The sequence below is a fragment of the Cellvibrionales bacterium genome, assembly GCA_016713115.1.
Classification (GTDB): domain Bacteria; phylum Pseudomonadota; class Gammaproteobacteria; order Pseudomonadales; family UBA7239; genus UBA7239.
In genome coordinates, this window is the sequence record JADJPU010000001.1 from 1,665,419 (window position 1) to 1,681,186 (window position 15,768).

A 15,768-nucleotide genomic window follows, 5' to 3' on the forward strand; every position below is an offset into this window, starting at 1 on the left:
TTTGTTTTGCGCTGCACGAAAAACCGGCTCCGGCCGGTTTTTTTTATGTGAAGCATTGAGAGCGTCTCATGCCTGATTGGAAACCTTCTGCTTCGCTAGATATGTTGCAAAAACGCGCGGCGTTGTTGGCGGCTATTCGCGCTTTTTTTGCAGAGAAAAAAGTGTTGGAAGTGGATGTGCCTGCTATCACGGCGACAGCGGTAACCGACACCAATATCGACAGCTTGCAAGTGAGTTTTGCAGGGCGCACAGATTTTGATAGCTGTTTGATTACCTCACCTGAGTTTTATATGAAGCGCCTGTTGGCTGCAGGCAGTGGCGATATTTATTACTTGGGGCATGTGTTTCGCGTGGATGAATCGGCTACGCGCCACCATCGCGAGTTCACTATGTTGGAGTGGTATCGCATCGGCTGGAATCTGGATGCTTTGATGCAGGAAGTGCGCGAGTTAGTGAGTGGAGTGGTTGCGGGTGCAGTGCGGTATACAACCTATCGCCAAGCGTTTTTAGAGCATGCGGGTGTTGATCCTTTCTGTGCGTCTGTTGCTGAATTAAAACAGTGTGCGCAAGAAAAATTGTCGCCAGCGTTTGATAGTGATGAGCGCGCTATTTGGTTGGATTTGTTGTTCTCGCATTTGGTCGAGCCGCAGTTACAAGGTTTGGTGTTTGTGACGGAGTTTCCGTCTGCACAAGCGGCGTTGGCACAAACAAAAACGGACGAGTACGGCAACACTGTAGCGGCGCGTTTTGAGCTGTACATCGACGGTGTGGAAATAGCGAACGGCTATCAAGAAGAATTGAATGCGGATGTGTTGAGACAGCGCTTTCAACAAGACCAAGCCGTGCGCGCACAGCACGAGCAAATTGTGCCAGAGATGGATGAGCGTTTTCTGGCGGCAATGGCAGCGGGTTTGCCCGCTTGCGCAGGCGTGGCTCTGGGTGTTGATCGCCTGTTGATGGTGACGAGCAGCGAAAAAACTATCCGCGCAGTTATGCCGTTTATGGTGTAGAAAATTGTTGTGTGAAAAATTAAACGCGGCGAAACAATCCCAGCGTTTTCACCATCGGCAATTCTTCAAACAAGCCGGAAGCTTTGGCCAGTTTCCAAATATCGTAGGGCGCTTGTCCGCCCTGTGTTGGGTCAGGAAAAATATCGTGAATCGCAAGAATGCCGCCCACGCGAATATGCGCCACCCAACTGCGGTAATCGTTCAGCGCCGCTTCCCACGAGTGACCGCCATCGATAAACACCATGCCCAATGGCGTTGCCCAGTGGCGCGCGGCAACCGTGGACGGCGCAACAATCGGCACCACATGATTTTCTAATTGTGCGGCGCGCATGGCTTTGCGAAATTCGCGAAAACTGTCCATCAAACCGACGCCAGCATCGTACAAATCGGGGTCGTGGTATTCCTCACCGAGTTGGTGTTCTTCTGAGCCGCGATGGTGATCGACTGCATAGACAATGTTGTCAGCTTGCTTGGCGGCTGTGCCGAGGTAGACCGTCGATTTGCCGCAGTAGCTACCCACTTCCAAACAGGGGCCGAGTGGCGCAGTTGCTAGGCCGTGTTGATAGAGCGCCGCGCCTTCTGCGGGGTCGAGAAAACCTTTGATGGTGTCGATGTCGATAGGGAGTTGCATAGAGCCTCGGAAAATGGAGAAGACGGCGTAGGAATAGGCGGAGCGGCGCATTATACAGGCGCTATTTTTTATGAAGGCGCACGGCTGTTTTTTTACCTTGAGCCAGCCTCGGTGCGACTTTAATATGTGCCCTCTTTCGCGGCAGGCTTTTAGGGGACATTGAGATGATTACGGGCAGCATGGTGGCTCTGGTAACGCCCATGAATGAAAGTGGGGCTCTGGATTGGGATGCGCTGGCCGAGTTGATCGAGTGGCATATTGAGCAGGGTACGCACGCTATTGTCGCGATGGGTACCACGGGCGAGTCTGCCACCTTGAGTTTTGAAGAGCACATTGCGGTTGTGCGCAGTGCAGTGAATCAGGTGCGTGGGCGCATTCCTGTGATTGCCGGTACGGGCGCCAATTCAACATCGGAGGCAATTGAGCTCACTCGCGCTGCCAAAGAAGCCAAAGTGGATGCGTGTTTACTGGTCACGCCGTATTACAACAAACCGACACAAGAGGGCTTGTATCTGCACCACAAAGCAGTGGCAGAAGCGGTGGCTATTCCACAAATTTTGTACAACGTGCCAGGGCGTACAGTTTGCGATATGTTGCCGGATACCACGCTGCGTTTGGCGCAAATTTCCAATATTCGCGGCATTAAAGATGCAACTGGAAACTTGGAGCGTGCGCGTGAATTGATTGAGCGTTCACCTAGCGATTTTGCAGTGTACTCTGGTGATGATGAAACAGCAGTTGAATTGATTTTACTCGGTGGCAAAGGTGATATTTCTGTGACCGCGAATGTGGCACCTAAACTGGTTGCCAAAATGAATGCGCTGGCATTGGCTGGAAAAGCGGAAGAAGCTCGCGCGGTCAATGAAGAACTGATGGCGGTGCATAAAGCAATGTTTGTGGAATCCAATCCTATCCCTGTGAAATGGGCGTTGGAACAAATGGGGAAAATTAAATCAGGTATTCGCTTGCCGTTGACCGTGTTGTCAGCCAAACAACATGATGCAGTAAGAACAGCCTTAATTGCTGCGGGTTTGCTGTGATATCTGCGCGCGATTTGAAAAAGGAAAACAGTATGTTGATTAAAAAAACAGTGAGCAGCGTGGCAGTTTCTCTGTTGGCGTTTTCTGTGAGTGGTTGCGGGCTTTTTTTTGGTGATGACGGCATATTTCGTGACCGTGGCGATGATTACTTAAAAGCGCGGAGTGTGGAGCCGATCAAAATTCCATCCGATAGCAAAGGCGAGCGCATCGGTCAGCTCTTTGTTATCCCCGAGGCCGGCAATGTCAGCGGTCATTCGGCAGCGGAGTTTCGTGTGCCGAAACCTGCCAGCCCTGAAACACTGACACAGAAAGCAGATCAAATAAAAATTCAGAAATTGGGCGAGCAGCGTTGGATTAGTGTTAGCAGACCGCCGGAAGCAGTATGGCCGGGTGTGCGTAGCTTTTTGTCTACCAAAGGCATTGCGGTGCTAGACCAAAATCCTAGTGCTGGCGTATTGGAGGCCGCTAGCACAGAAGACCGTTACCGCATTCAGCTGCAAAATGGTTTGAGTCCGCGCTCGACAGAAATACAAGTGGTGCAGATGTCGGCGCAAACTTCTGCGACACAATACAGCCAAGAGTGGCCGGAGCGTTCTGCAAGCGCAGAACGCGAAGCGTCGATGATTAAAGAGCTGGCGACCTATCTTGCCAGTAATACCAGCTCACAAGCGTCGATGTTGGCACAAGGTATAGGCGATAGAGCTGCTCGTGGTAGTGTGGTGGAAGGACCGGGACCGTGGTTGTTGATGCAGGTGGATTACGGCCGTGCATGGGCTTCTGTAAGTGGTTCGCGGAACAGTGATGGCTATCGTGTCGATAGTGCTAATCGCGAGCAGGGGCAGTGGTTAATTTCTGTTTCAACTGCTGTGGATGATGATGAAAAAGAAACTGTGAATTACCGTGTGCAGTTGCAGCGCATGAGTGATGAGAAGGTGCAGGTAACGGTGCGTAATGGCAGCGGCGAAGCTTTGCCAGAAGATGAAAGTGATGCGTTGTTGCGCCACATCTGGGACAACTTACTCTGATGCGTTTCGCCTCCATCGGCAGCGGTAGTCGCGGCAATGGCACTTTGGTGCAGGCTGGCAATAACTTGTTGTTAGTGGATTGTGGTTTCGCACTGAAAGAAACAATTGCTCGTTTAACGAAGTTGGGTATTGAGCCGCAGCAGTTGAGTGCGGTGTTAGTAACGCATGAACACGGTGATCATTGCAGCGGCGTGCGGGTGTTGGCGAATCGCTATCAGTTGCCGGTGTATATGACCGCAGGCACGGCGCGATCAAAAGCTTTAGCGGATGTGGCGCACACCGTTATTATCGACAGTCATGCGCCGTTTGCGGTGGGAGAAATTGCAGTGCAGCCGGTAGCTGTGCCGCATGATGCTGCAGAGCCAGTGCAGTTTGTGTTTTCTTGGCAAAATCGTTGTTTGGGTTTGCTGACTGATATAGGTGCGATCACGCCGTTTGTAAAACAGCACTACAGTGCGTGTGATGCGCTGTTACTTGAAAGCAATCATTGCCTGGATATGTTGGCGCGCAGTGATTACCCGCCTTCACTAAAGTTGCGTGTGAGTGGTCGCTTTGGACATTTGAGTAATGCGCAGGCAACGAGCTTGTTGGAGGAGGTTGATACTGCGCGTTTGCAGCATTTGGTTATTGCGCATCTCAGTGAGAAAAATAACTCGCTGGAGCGCGTGCAGCAGAGTATGGAGAAAGTATTGCAGGGCATACGCAATGTCCTGTTTGCTTGTCAGGAGAATGGGTTTGATTGGCTTGCTATTGGTCAGTCAACAAATGATGTTATTAGCAACACTTCGAGAGATGTCTCATGAGCATAGAAAAACAAGCTGAGTTGTACCAAGGTAAAGCAAAAACTGTTTATGCCACCAATGATCCCGATCGTTTAATTTTGTTGTTTCGCAATGACACATCTGCGTTTGATGGAAAGAAATTGGCGCAGCTGGATCGAAAGGGGATGGTGAACAATAAATTCAATGCATTCATCATGCAAAAGTTGCAAGCGGCGGGTATTCCTACGCACTTTGAGAACTTGCTGAATGATCAGGAATGTGTGGTGAAAAAGCTGACCATGCTGCCGGTGGAGTGTGTAGTGCGCAATCGTGCAGCGGGCAGTATGTGTCGTCGTTTAGGAATTAAAGAGGGCGAAGAATTGTCACCGCCTACTTTTGAATTCTTTCTGAAAGATGACTCACTCGGCGATCCTATGATCAATGAATCGCATATCGAAACTTTTGGATGGGCGACGCGCGAGCAAGTGGAGGCGATGAAGGCCATGACTTTTCGCGTGAACCAGATCTTGAAAGAGATTTTCCTAGCCGGTGGTATGGTGCTGGTAGACAGCAAGTTGGAGTTTGGTTTATTCAAAGGCGAGCTGACTTTGGGTGATGAGTTCAGCCCGGATGGTTGCCGTCTATGGGATAAAACCACTGGTGAAAAGATGGACAAAGATCGCTTTCGTCAGGACTTGGGCAATGTCATTGAGGCCTATGAGCAAGTGGCGCAACGCATTGGTGCGCCCTTGTAATAAAGAAATTGTTAACCGCTTGGCAAAATGGTAAAAAACTCACAGAAGGAATGGCTGCCCTGACTATAATCAGGCGGCCGGTGAGCAGCATACATGTGACGCACTCCAATGGAACAGAGAATGCAGCAGACAGAACCCAAGGCAAAACAGCCTGCTAGCTACGATATTAGTCACACGGTTTGTATTGATAATCCGGTCGATGTCTGCGATGCGGTGCGTGCCGCGTTTGTCTCACATTTTTCAGTGGAAGCTTTCGCCGTAATTGAGACCGCATTTACGAATGTGGCGCGGATGTATCGTGGTGAGGTGTCTAATTACCATGCATGTGATACGGACTACCACGATTTGCGCCACATTCTGGATGTAACTCTTGCTGTAACGCGTTTGCTGATTGGATACGAGCGTGTACATGCCAATACGCAGGATGTGTTGGGCGTTGAGCGCGTGCAAATGGGGATTATTGCGGCGCTGTATCACGATATTGGTTATTTGCGGCATGTGAAGGATACGCGTCATAAGCACGGTGCGGAGTACACCAAAACGCATGTTACGCGTGGTGTGCGCTTTCTAGCGCGTTATTTGCCTGAAATTGGTCACGCGAGCTGGGTGCCACGCATGCGTCAGCTATTGCATTACACCGGCTATGAAAAAATCGTGCGTATGAAAGAGGCGCGCGACCATATGCTCGGCTGTTTGTTGGGTACGGGCGATTTGATTGCGCAGATGTCAGATCGCGCTTATCTGGAACGCTGTCGTGACAGCTTGTATAACGAGTTCCGTATCGGCAATGTGCCAGCACCCAAAAGTACAGATGGTCAGCCTTTTGAGTCGCCCGCAGATTTGCTGAATCAAACGCCAGAATTTATGCGGGTAACCGTGGACAGTCGATTAAATAAATTGTTTGGCGCGGTATACCGTTACGCAGAACAGTTTTTTGATGGCGAAAATCTATATATGTTGGGTTTGGAAAAAAACTGCACATATTTACAGACATTGTTAGAAGAAAAGCGTTTGTATCGATTGCAGCGTAGAGTGTAAAGGATTTTTTTAGTTAATCCTTTCTTCTGCGCGATTTATCCAAGAAAGCGCATTGTTTTGTGCGTATTGCTGTAAAAAGTTATTGTTCAAAATGAATGCTAGTTCGCCGTTGCTACGCACGGCGGCTCCGCTAATAGAGGGGATGTTGCGTAAATCACGATGCAGCTCTCGGACAAAAACATTTTCTCTTCCTACAATACGGTCAACACAGACACCAAATTTATTTTTCGTCTGGCCAAGAATAAGAATTGGCGTCGTGGCGCTCTCGTTTATAGGCTGAAACCGCAGTGCCTGATTGTGTGAGTCGATGCGAGTGCCGCGTGCCATAGCGAGGTCCTCAAGGTAAAAAAGAGGAATAACTGTGTCACGCAATAGGATAGCGGACTGCCCCATGATGCTCTGAATAATGCAGTCGTTGGCAGAAAGAACTTCTAGCACCCGTGTTTGTGCAACGGCGTAGGTGTTGCCATTATTTTGTGCGATGACGACATCTTGTAGTGCAGCGGATAGTGGGAGCGTCATGGTGAAATGCGTGCCAGCTCCCTGCGTGGTTTGTACATCAATATTGCCACCAATATGTTGGATGCGTGTGATCACCACATCCATGCCTACCCCGCGCCCTGATGTCTCCGTGATGGTTTCTGCGGTAGAAAACCCAGGTAGAAAAATTAGCTGGCAAATTTCTTGGTCAGTTAGTACATCGCTAGGCTGGATAAACCCTTTGCGGATGCCGCTCTCGCGAATTTTTGATAAGTTCATGCCGCGCCCATCGTCGGCAATTTCCAACAGGAGTGTGCTGCCTTCTTGCGAAGCAGATAGTACAAGTGCGGCAGTGTCGTTTTTCCCGGCGGCATTGCGTTCGCTGGGTGGTTCTATGCCGTGGTCGATACAGTTTCTGACAAGGTGAATGAGTGGTTCCATCAGGATATCCACCATGCCTTTATCAATGCGAACATCAGACCCCTCAACAGATAGGTTGATTTTTTTCCCCTGCGTATCCGCCATTTTTTGCACAAGTTGAGGGATGCGATTAAATACGGCGGCGATGGGAATTACGCGTAAATCTAAGATGCGGTTTTGCATCGCATCCAGCGATGCGCGTAATTTTTCGTGACTTGCGGAAATTTTATTTTGTGCTTGTTGTAGGGTGTTCAGCGTGGAGCGCATGGTTTCCATGTCGCTAGGAGTAAACGCTCCATTCTTGTAGCTAGATAGCCACTTTTTCCCTTTGCTTATGGCTTGTTCTATGGATGTATCTCTTATTTCATGAGACAGGGTGTTGTGCGCCATCAGCAATTCACCGGTTTGTGTCATAAGATTTTCTAGCGTGGAGCTTTCAATGCGCAGAGTGGCACTGGATGATGGAGTTAGTTTTATATCTGGTTCGGTACTGGATTTTTTTTCTGTTGTCTGCGTAGTTTTGTTGTCTTTTTGTAGGCGAATATCTCTGATTGATGAAAACTGTTTTGCTGGATCAGCTGTGTAGATGGAAGAAGAAAGTGTTGATAGGTCTATTTCTGGTATGACGATAAAAACAAATTGGTCCTTTGTTGTAAGGTTTTCGTCGCGGTTGTGAAATATGGAGTAGCTGTGAATGATCCTGCTTGTTGTTTTGATGGCAGATAGGATGGACTCTAGTATTTCATTGGAGCAATCGGCGACTATGCCGACTTCGGAAATGGTTTTTCCAGTATTAAGTGCGCCATCCAGATCAACGACAGCTTTGCTCGATAGATTTTTAATAACGGCTGGTGCAACAGATAGACTATCGGCAAGATTTTGTTTGGTGCTGGCGCTAATGCTTCCCAGCATGGCTTGTGCAATGCTGTCATCTAATTCGGCGATTCTGTTTTTTAATGTTTGTGCGGCGGAAGATGACTCGCCTGCTTGCATTTCTTCAGTAAAGGAAATATCGGCAGCACGCCTTATTGCGTAAAAAGCCGTGCGTTTATCAGGAATTTCGTTGCGTTTTATGTGGCGTAGAATTTGTAAAATGTAGCGAAACAAAGTCGCTAGTTGTAAGTGCCCAAACAGTTCTGCATTGATAGTGAGGTGTTTCAGTAGTGATTCGCCGGCTTCAAGAGAGTCTGCTGCATCAGGGTTTTCTTCGATTAAGTCTAATAGGTAGTCTAATCTTCCAGATAACTGCGTAAAGTTGACAAACATGGCGTCGAAGTAGGCGGTGTGCAAGATTGCTGTGCCGCAATTAACGCCGTAGTGATTTTCAAAGAGAGCAATGCGGTTAAGGATTTCAGCGGCAAGGTTGGCGGCTAGTCATTGATCCAAGGCATTGGTTGCTGTGATGTACTTGCGCAACAATGATGCAATAGCTGTAAAGCCCAGCAGGTTGCTAATGCTTACCAATTTGTTGAGCGAGCGTTTAACTTTCGCAGGGTCTTGACTGGGGGTGAGACCGGTGACTAATTCTTCTGAACAGGCAGAGGCAAATTCGTGCAATTCATCGGTGCTCAGTTGTACTTCTGTGAAAAAGCCTGCTGGTGATGATTCTTCGTTGTTATCCTGCTCCTCGGGTTCTGCGATGGTTGAAAAGCCTTGTGAGAGTTCGTGCAACCGCGCGACTAATTCTGAATTTTCTGGCGGCGTGTTGCCGGTATTCCGCATTTGTTGCAACTGCGATTTGAGCCAGTCTATACCTTCCAGTAGAGTGTTAATGGTTGATGCATCTAATGCGGTCCTCCCTTTGCGCACGAGGTCCAAATAATCTTCGCTGGCATGCGCAACTTTTTCCATGCTGTAAAATTCCATCATCGCGCAGCTACTTTTTATTGTGTGAAAATCGCGAAACAGTTGATGGATATCGGCGTGTGCCTCGGCATTATTGGCCGCAAGTATCTGCTCAAGGTTGTCGAGTTGTTCGGATACTTCTGTAAAGAAGGCTTGCCAGAGGTCGTTGTTTTTCATATCAAATATGTAATGGGCATAGAGGTGTCAGTCCCTACTATTTTGTAAGCATTGTTTTATGAGGTCAGGCATCGCGGTGTACGGCATCTGCCACTCTACTGCGCCAATTTCCATTGCTACGCGTGGCATGCCGTAAACAGCGCAAGTGGCTTGATCCTGCCCGATGGTGGCGGCTCCCGCTTTGCGCATTTCCAGTAGGCCGGCAGCGCCGTCTTCACCCATACCCGTCAGGATAATGCCCAGTGCTTTAGCACCAAGTTGAGCGGCAACAGAACGAAATAATACATCGACAGAGGGGCGATGACGGTTGACCGGTGGATCTTCTGTAATGCAAACACGCAGTGCGTTGTTTTGCTTAACGAGCTGCATATGCATGCCGCCGGGTGCAATCAACGCGGTACCTTTTGTTGCGTTATCACCATCAACAGCTTCGCGCACTTCAATATCGCAAATGCCGTTTAGTCGTTTAGCAAAAAGAGCAGTGAAGTGCTTCGGCATGTGTTGTGCAATGAGTACACAGGGCGACTCTTTATTCATTTGTCGTAACAAATGTTCTACCACGGTGGTGCCGCCTGTAGAGCTGCCGATAGCAATGACAGACGGTGTGCGATGAATTTGTGTCGTGGTAGCGGCAGGTATTTGTGCGGGTGTTTTTCTGGCGGTGTCTGCCGCGTGGCGTGTGGTTGCGCAGGCGGCTGCTTTGATTGCTTGCGTAATCGTGTTGGTGATTTCTTCTAAATAGGATTCAACGCCAATATTGGGTTTTGAAATAATATCAACGGCACCTAGTGCCAATGCATCTAGCGAGGCCTTCGCACCTGGCCCAACATGCGATGAACAAACCACAAATGGTGTTGGTCGGTGTTCACGAATATATTTTAGAAATTCTAAGCCGTGCATGCCAGGCATTTCTAAATCAGAAACAATGACATCTGGCCACTGCTTGCTCATTTTTTTGAGAGCGATATCTGCTGTCGCTGCCACACCAATGACGCAGATATCTGGGTCTTTTTCCAGCAACATTTTCAACACCGCGCGCACGGTAGCTGAATCATCAACTAGAAACACATTAATGGGCATGGAGTGGTTCACTGCTGTTGTTTGTTGACGGTTGGGTTGCTTTTTTAACGGTGTTTGGTAGCCATTGCAGTGGGTCTTTTAGGCACATCATCAGGCTATCGTTGAGACTCTTTGCGTACAATCGGTCAAAAAAAATATCAATGTTGGGGTTGATGCCACTGGCTTGATACCACTCGTGAGCTCGTGGCTCAACAAAGCCGATTACCTCATCGACTGCAAGGATGCCGATAGGTTGAAAAGTTGAACTGTTACGCAAGACAAGTGCGCTGTTTGGCGGCCGTAGTTGTTCGTGAGGAAGTTGCAGAACCAGCCGTAAATCAAGATACGGTAATGCCGTGTCATTCCAATCGGTGCTTTGGCCGTGGTGTGTCAGCGAGTCACCAGAAGGTGAGCAGAGTGTGTGATCAAAGTCTAAAATTTTTGCCATGCCGCTGACAGGCAGTAGCAACACAAACGGGCCGCAGTGAAATTGCAAGCATTGTTCTTCACTGTGCAGCATACAGAGGCTCCACATGGTGTTGAGTGAGGCGAAATAACCCTTCACAGTCCAAGATGATAATGGCATTGCCGTTTCCGAGTAAGGAAATGCCGCTGATGCCTGGAATGTTCAGAATATCCTGATGGACATTGCGCAGAAAAAGATCCTGTTTGCCATCAATACTATCAACGAGCAGCGCGATGTATTGCTTTTCATGCTGCAATACTACAAGCAACATTTTTTTATGCGTTTCAGGTGGCTCGATGTTGAGTTGCAGCAAGGTCTTTAGTGCATAAACAGGCAGCAAATTGCCGCGTAAGTTTAGTTGTAAAAAACCAGCAGCTGTTTCTATCTGGTCTGGTGTGACCTCGATGATTTCAACGACTTGTCGCAGTGGGATAGCAAAACGCTGGGATTCAGCCTGTATAACTAAGGTGTTTTGAATGGCGACTGTGATGGGTATGCGCATCGTAAAGCATGTACCAGAACCGAGTGTGCTTTTAATCGTGATTGAGCCTCCGATGCGCAATAAATTGTCGCGCACGACATCGAGCCCAGTGGTTCGGTTTGGTATGTCTGCGCTGAAGCCATGTGAAAAAGAAAGTTGAGCCAGAATTCGTTTGAGTGATCTTGCGAGGAGATGGCTTCATCGGTAGCGCTGGTTAATCCTTTGCTGATGGCTTTTTCACGAATGCTATTGTGGTCAATGCCGCGACCATCGTCTTGGATATCTATCTGAATCGTGTCCCCGTTTTTTTTTGCGGAAATATGAATTTTCCCGGTCTCGGGTTTGTTTTTGGCTTTGCGTTCATCGGCGGATTCCAGTCCGTGAACAACGGCATTGTGCAGTAGATGAATGATTGGCTCTGCAATGATATCAACCATGCTCTTGTCGATAGCTATATCGCCACCATCAGAGAAGAGTTGCACTGTTTTCTGGTAGGTGGAAGCCTTTTGCCGAACAATGCGCGGCAGGCGCGTAAAAATGGTGGAGAGTGGTATCGCTCGCAGCGACAGCATGTTGGTCTGCAAGTTGTCGCTTATCGTTTTTATATTGGCGTCTATTTGTTGTAGCGTTTTCTGGTGATCAGAAAAGCTGTTGAGAAGAGTTTCAAAGTGTGAAGTAACAAAATTCGTGTTTGCTATGGTCTCATTTTTTAATAACTGTTGAACGGCATAGATTGCATTGTCTATGTTGGATTTCCTCGTTGCACTGTCAATGCTGTGTTCGGTCAAAATAAGCTGTGTTATTTGGGTTACTAACGCATCAAGGCTGCTGCTGCTGATTCGAAGTGTGTCTATTGCCAAAGCTTCTTTTTGTTCTGCAATATTGGATTTTTCTGCATATTCAACTTTTTCAGTTGGCGTGCGTTCAGTGGTAGAAGATTCTTCTTTTTGGCGAAAGGGGGCCAGTTTCTTGTGCAGTGCTTCATTGCTGGTGCGAGGATACTGCCCGGGCGCGGCTTCGGCCATTTGTTTTTTAATCCAGTCCACAGACTCTAGTAGTGCGTCAAGAATCTCTTGGCTTGGATGTGTTTTGGATTTGCGTAAACCATGTAGGATATCTTCGCAGGCATTGGCAATTTCCATGGGTTCCTTGAAATCAACCATGGATAAATTGCTTTTTAAGGTATGGAATTCACGAAATAGCGCGTCGACGGCGTGGCTGTCACCGGCGTTGCGATTTTGAGAGGCGGCTTTGGTCACCATCGCTTCTAAGGTATCCAATTTTTCACCCACTTCAGCGGTGAAAACCGGCCACAGTTGTTCTAGCATGCTGCTCATAATGCCAATGCGTATTTAATGATTAGAGACATTTGTGTATTGCATCAAGCAGTTCACGGCTTTTCTTTTCTTCAAAATCCAAACTGAGCACACCGGATGGTTTGGGGATGATGTCTGCTGCACCCAGCGCCAATGCTTCACGCGCTTCGTGAGAATCGAGTCTAGCTACCGAGGAAATAATAATGATTTTTGCGCTGGTTACTAATCGGGAGCGGCGTAAAAACTCAATGCCATCCATGTTGGGCATTTCGATGTCTAGTAAAACAATATCAGGAGACAATTCAGAGACTTTTTCCAATGCGACTACCCCGTCTTCTGCCTCGCCGACAATGTTGAGAGCAGGGTCATTTTCTACAATATTTCGAATGATTCGCCGCATTAAAAAAGAATCATCCACAATCAATACTTTAAATGTATTGTCTGGTATTGCGGTGGCGGTATCGTTCATGGTGCGTTCTCCGGAAATGCTCGGTGTTCGTGGTTAAGCTTGTGTCGACCGCTGCAGACTGAACAAATTAGGGTTGAGTAGTGGAATGAGCTCTTCCGCAATACGCGCAATGCCACTGAGAGGGCGGGAATCAGTTGTTGATTCGCTGTGAATGCTGGAGAGAGGTATTTGTACGATGTACTGTGCTGCTTCCACGCAGATGGCCCAGTCTTGCGCGTCATCACCAACGATAATGTATTCGTTGTAAGTATGAGACTGTTTTATTTTCAGAATTTTCTCTATGGCGAGTACTGGAATAATTTTCCCTTCGATGTTGATTGCGCCACAAATATTGTCGGTTTTATCATCTAGGTGATTCATAGGGAAAAAAGGAACAATGCGCTTTACATTTTTTAATGGGATGATAAAGGGCTTTTCGCTAAGTGTGATTTTTAGAAAGCTGTTGGTTTCTTCCTTTTCCATCGTGGTATTAGAAGTATTTTTTTCTACATAAGGGGCTAGGAAATCTATCATGCTTGCATCAATAATTTGTTGCGGGCTTAATAGCAGGGTGGTTGTCTCTTCATGGATAAACATGCCAGAAATCTTTTGGTTGGCATCAATAATTGGCTGAAAGTTGGCAAAGGGAAATTTTTGTACGCCAAGTAACTGATTGACCAACACGCTGTACAGTATGCCTTCGCGTTCAATCACAATTAGCCATGCCTGCTCTGTGGCGCTGATTTCTGTGGTGAGCAAGTCTGCAAGGGCAATGACAGGGATGGTTTGCTCTCGCAGCAAGAAAAAGCCGAGCAGGCCAATGGGGGCATCGGGGATGGTGGTATAGCCACCGGCTTCTAAAATCTCAACAACACTTTGTAGTTCAAACGCGTATTGATCCTTGCCAATGCTGACAGTGAGACAGGCGATAGTAGAGCGATCTTCTGTAAGGTTGTTGTCAGCTATTTTCCCCAAAATGCCCGCTGTGCCTTCGTGCAGTGGGCTGGTCTGTATGAGTTCTCCAATTCGTTGTGGATCGAGAATATAAACGCTGTTATTTGCGTGCTGCACCATGCCGGCCAATAAATTTATGTCGATGGGAGGAGCTTCCATCAGTAATGACGGGCTGGTTAAGTGTGTGCGCTCAATAATGCGCTCGGCTTGTAATGCGCACAAAGCCCGTCCTGTATCAATCAGTATCAGTTCGGTGCGCCCTGTGTGTGTGGTATTACTCAGTGTGGCAAGATTGACTTGAATAGCGATGGTGCCATCAACATTGACCAAGCCATCGATGCTAGCGGGAACAAAGGGGATGGGCGTGACGGGCAGTGTGGGAATTATTTTGCGCACACAGACAGCAGGCAGTGCAAAACAGTGTTTGCCACTGGTAATGACTAGGTGCTGTGTTGCTGTGATTTCATTGTTTTTCATAGATAACACATTTGTTTTGGCGGTTTTCGTGATAGAGGTTCGGGACAGCCATCGTGTCTACCAAACTCAACATCAAGCAGCCGCCGTGTTGCAGGGCTTGATGCAGTGCACGAACAATAATTTTTTGTGGTTCATGATCCATATAGATCAGTGCATTGCGACAAAAAATAACATCGAACTCGCGCTGCGGCGGCAGTGGGTTCATCAAATTATGAAGATCAAAGTGCACATGGCGCCGCACGCTGTCTTTGATTTGCCAAGTTTTTCTGTCGCTGTCATCACTGCTGATTAAATCAAAAAAACGCAGATAAGCGGGAGGAAATTGGCGGAAGGACGAAAGCCCTTCCTGGCGCTGCGTGTAGGTGGCTTCACGCGCGATGCGGATGGCTTGTCGCGAAATATCAGTACCTAAAACCTCCAGTTTCCAGTCGGCGGGCAAAGTGATATTGCCTCGCGTTGCTTCGTGCGCAATACCCAAGCGCACTAGGGTGTTAAGGGTGAGCATGGTCAGCGTATACGCTTCTTCACCCGTGGCGCAGGCGGCAGACCAGAGAGAGATTTTTTTGATACCGCCCTGCTGTTTCTTTCTTTGCACCAGAGCAGGAATAACCACATCTTCCAATGCATTCAAATGGGCGCGTTCGCGAAAAAAATAGGTTTCGTGATTGGTTAAATCTTCCACCAGAGCAGCCAATTGGCTTTTGCCGGCATCATTTTCAATGCTGTGTAAAAAAGTAGAGAGGTCTGCTGAGTTTTGAAAAATGCGTTCGAGCTTGCGTTGAATTTGCGGTGAGGCGCGAAAGCCGGCAAATTGTTTTAGCAGCTGCATGAGCTGCTCGACCATGCGTGTTGAGGCAGACGCTTTGGTGTCTGCTAGTGAACTGTGGCTGAGGTTGGCCATGCCCAGTGTCTCGCTGACAATAGGGAAGGCTATTGCAGACACACCACCAGCGACGCTTTGTGGCCATTCCAGTGGAAGGGTACGACACCAATGTCGAAGTTGCGCGGAAAGTAGATATGTTCCGGTCTGCCACTGACAACAACCGGCACGGAAATCATGAAACCCGAGCCCAGAATTTTTCTCGCATTGCCGGACACGGTATTGGTGATTTCACCGATGACATCGTGGAATAGACTTTCGTCGATTTTGGGTTCGCCCATTGCCAGCAGCACTTGTCCCAACATCTCCTTGGTGGCGGTCAGGTAGATAGAGCCCTGCTTGTCACCACTGACGCCGATGATGCCGGTGTATTCGCTGGCAGGTGTGCCTGTGGTCTCGGTATGGTAAGACGGCTGAATCTCCAAGTTGCCGCCAATATTGGTGGCAAAATAGTGGCGCAGGCTGTCGATAAAAATTTGCAGTTCAGCTTCTTTCATGGGCCTGG

Annotated in this window: 17 protein-coding genes; 6 read left to right on the top strand and 11 right to left on the bottom strand. The window is 48.2% G+C overall.

The window, feature by feature from the left end:
* The first annotated feature begins 68 nt into the window (after positions 1–68).
* Positions 69–1,010, top strand: coding sequence for an EF-P lysine aminoacylase GenX (genX, locus tag IPK30_08235; protein MBK8103257.1), 942 nt, complete (start codon positions 69–71; stop codon positions 1,008–1,010).
* A gap of 19 nt (positions 1,011–1,029) precedes the next feature.
* Here genX and IPK30_08240 read toward each other — a convergent pair whose 3' ends face one another.
* Positions 1,030–1,641, bottom strand: coding sequence for a class I SAM-dependent methyltransferase (locus IPK30_08240; GenBank protein ID MBK8103258.1), 612 nt, complete (start codon positions 1,639–1,641; stop codon positions 1,030–1,032).
* A 164-nt stretch (positions 1,642–1,805) separates the two neighbouring features.
* On the opposite strand from IPK30_08240, the gene IPK30_08245 reads away from it, so the two are divergent.
* From IPK30_08245 to IPK30_08265, 5 genes are all read left to right on the top strand, one after another.
* Positions 1,806–2,681, top strand: coding sequence for a 4-hydroxy-tetrahydrodipicolinate synthase (locus tag IPK30_08245; GenBank protein MBK8103259.1), 876 nt, complete (start codon positions 1,806–1,808; stop codon positions 2,679–2,681).
* Between the two features lie 32 nt (positions 2,682–2,713).
* Positions 2,714–3,706 carry an outer membrane protein assembly factor BamC gene (gene bamC, locus IPK30_08250; GenBank protein MBK8103260.1) on the top strand — a complete coding sequence of 331 codons (993 nt, stop codon included), beginning with the start codon at positions 2,714–2,716 and terminating at the stop codon, positions 3,704–3,706.
* Positions 3,706–4,509, top strand: a complete 804-nt coding sequence (locus IPK30_08255; protein MBK8103261.1) for an MBL fold metallo-hydrolase — start codon at positions 3,706–3,708, stop codon at positions 4,507–4,509. Before bamC ends, IPK30_08255 begins: the two co-directional genes overlap by 1 nt.
* A 2-nt stretch (positions 4,510–4,511) precedes the next feature.
* On the top strand, positions 4,512–5,222 hold the full coding sequence (gene purC / locus IPK30_08260) for a phosphoribosylaminoimidazolesuccinocarboxamide synthase (GenBank protein MBK8103262.1): 711 nt from the start codon (positions 4,512–4,514) through the stop codon (positions 5,220–5,222).
* A gap of 120 nt (positions 5,223–5,342) precedes the next feature.
* Positions 5,343–6,260: an HD domain-containing protein gene (locus tag IPK30_08265; protein MBK8103263.1), complete on the top strand. Its 918-nt coding sequence runs from the start codon at positions 5,343–5,345 to the stop codon at positions 6,258–6,260.
* Positions 6,261–6,269: 9 nt separating this feature from the next.
* Here IPK30_08265 and IPK30_08270 read toward each other — a convergent pair whose 3' ends face one another.
* The 10 genes from IPK30_08270 to IPK30_08315 all read right to left on the bottom strand — a co-directional run bounded on the left by IPK30_08270 (position 6,270) and on the right by IPK30_08315 (position 15,760).
* A complete protein-coding gene (locus IPK30_08270) occupies positions 6,270–8,450 on the bottom strand; it encodes a chemotaxis protein CheW (protein ID MBK8103264.1) in 2,181 nt (726 codons plus the stop codon).
* Positions 8,451–8,534: 84 nt separating this feature from the next.
* On the bottom strand, positions 8,535–9,182 hold the full coding sequence (locus tag IPK30_08275; GenBank protein ID MBK8103265.1) for an Hpt domain-containing protein: 648 nt from the start codon (positions 9,180–9,182) through the stop codon (positions 8,535–8,537).
* Positions 9,183–9,209: 27 nt separating this feature from the next.
* Entirely contained in the window at positions 9,210–10,262 is a 1,053-nt protein-coding gene (locus IPK30_08280; GenBank protein MBK8103266.1) for a chemotaxis response regulator protein-glutamate methylesterase, read from the bottom strand.
* Complete coding sequence (locus tag IPK30_08285; GenBank protein MBK8103267.1) at positions 10,252–10,761, bottom strand: chemotaxis protein CheW; 510 nt, start codon at positions 10,759–10,761, stop codon at positions 10,252–10,254. Before IPK30_08285 ends, IPK30_08280 begins: the two co-directional genes overlap by 11 nt.
* Positions 10,748–11,209, bottom strand: coding sequence for a chemotaxis protein CheW (locus tag IPK30_08290; GenBank protein ID MBK8103268.1), 462 nt, complete (start codon positions 11,207–11,209; stop codon positions 10,748–10,750). Before IPK30_08290 ends, IPK30_08285 begins: the two co-directional genes overlap by 14 nt.
* Positions 11,170–12,468 (bottom strand): Hpt domain-containing protein, encoded by a 1,299-nt coding sequence (locus IPK30_08295; GenBank protein ID MBK8103269.1) that lies wholly within the window; start codon positions 12,466–12,468, stop codon positions 11,170–11,172. The genes IPK30_08290 and IPK30_08295 overlap by 40 nt, the downstream gene beginning before the upstream one ends.
* 79 nt (positions 12,469–12,547) lie before the next feature.
* Complete coding sequence (locus IPK30_08300; GenBank protein ID MBK8103270.1) at positions 12,548–12,973, bottom strand: response regulator; 426 nt, start codon at positions 12,971–12,973, stop codon at positions 12,548–12,550.
* Between the two features lie 33 nt (positions 12,974–13,006).
* The gene (locus IPK30_08305) at positions 13,007–14,383 is read right to left on the bottom strand and encodes a chemotaxis protein CheW (GenBank protein ID MBK8103271.1); all 1,377 of its coding nucleotides are present in this window, start codon (positions 14,381–14,383) and stop codon (positions 13,007–13,009) included.
* Positions 14,370–15,326 (bottom strand): methyltransferase domain-containing protein, encoded by a 957-nt coding sequence (locus tag IPK30_08310; protein MBK8103272.1) that lies wholly within the window; start codon positions 15,324–15,326, stop codon positions 14,370–14,372. Before IPK30_08310 ends, IPK30_08305 begins: the two co-directional genes overlap by 14 nt.
* Positions 15,314–15,760 carry a chemotaxis protein CheX gene (locus tag IPK30_08315; GenBank protein MBK8103273.1) on the bottom strand — a complete coding sequence of 149 codons (447 nt, stop codon included), beginning with the start codon at positions 15,758–15,760 and terminating at the stop codon, positions 15,314–15,316. The genes IPK30_08310 and IPK30_08315 overlap by 13 nt, the downstream gene beginning before the upstream one ends.
* Between the last annotated feature and the right edge of the window lie 8 nt (positions 15,761–15,768).

Bases quoted from the DNA above. Each gene is read 5' to 3' on its own strand.
- IPK30_08290 (MBK8103268.1), bottom strand. From the start codon at position 11,209: ATGCGCATACCCATCACAGTCGCCATTCAAAACACCTTAGTTATACAG.
- bamC (MBK8103260.1), top strand. From the start codon at position 2,714: ATGTTGATTAAAAAAACAGTGAGCAGCGTGGCAGTTTCTCTGTTGGCG.
- IPK30_08285 (MBK8103267.1), bottom strand. From the start codon at position 10,761: ATGCTGCACAGTGAAGAACAATGCTTGCAATTTCACTGCGGCCCGTTT.
- IPK30_08245 (MBK8103259.1), top strand. From the start codon at position 1,806: ATGATTACGGGCAGCATGGTGGCTCTGGTAACGCCCATGAATGAAAGT.
- genX (MBK8103257.1), top strand. From the start codon at position 69: ATGCCTGATTGGAAACCTTCTGCTTCGCTAGATATGTTGCAAAAACGC.
- IPK30_08315 (MBK8103273.1), bottom strand. From the start codon at position 15,760: ATGAAAGAAGCTGAACTGCAAATTTTTATCGACAGCCTGCGCCACTAT.
- IPK30_08300 (MBK8103270.1), bottom strand. From the start codon at position 12,973: ATGAACGATACCGCCACCGCAATACCAGACAATACATTTAAAGTATTG.
- IPK30_08280 (MBK8103266.1), bottom strand. From the start codon at position 10,262: ATGCCCATTAATGTGTTTCTAGTTGATGATTCAGCTACCGTGCGCGCG.
- IPK30_08255 (MBK8103261.1), top strand. From the start codon at position 3,706: ATGCGTTTCGCCTCCATCGGCAGCGGTAGTCGCGGCAATGGCACTTTG.
- IPK30_08240 (MBK8103258.1), bottom strand. From the start codon at position 1,641: ATGCAACTCCCTATCGACATCGACACCATCAAAGGTTTTCTCGACCCC.
- IPK30_08265 (MBK8103263.1), top strand. From the start codon at position 5,343: ATGCAGCAGACAGAACCCAAGGCAAAACAGCCTGCTAGCTACGATATT.
- IPK30_08275 (MBK8103265.1), bottom strand. From the start codon at position 9,182: ATGAAAAACAACGACCTCTGGCAAGCCTTCTTTACAGAAGTATCCGAA.
- IPK30_08305 (MBK8103271.1), bottom strand. From the start codon at position 14,383: ATGAAAAACAATGAAATCACAGCAACACAGCACCTAGTCATTACCAGT.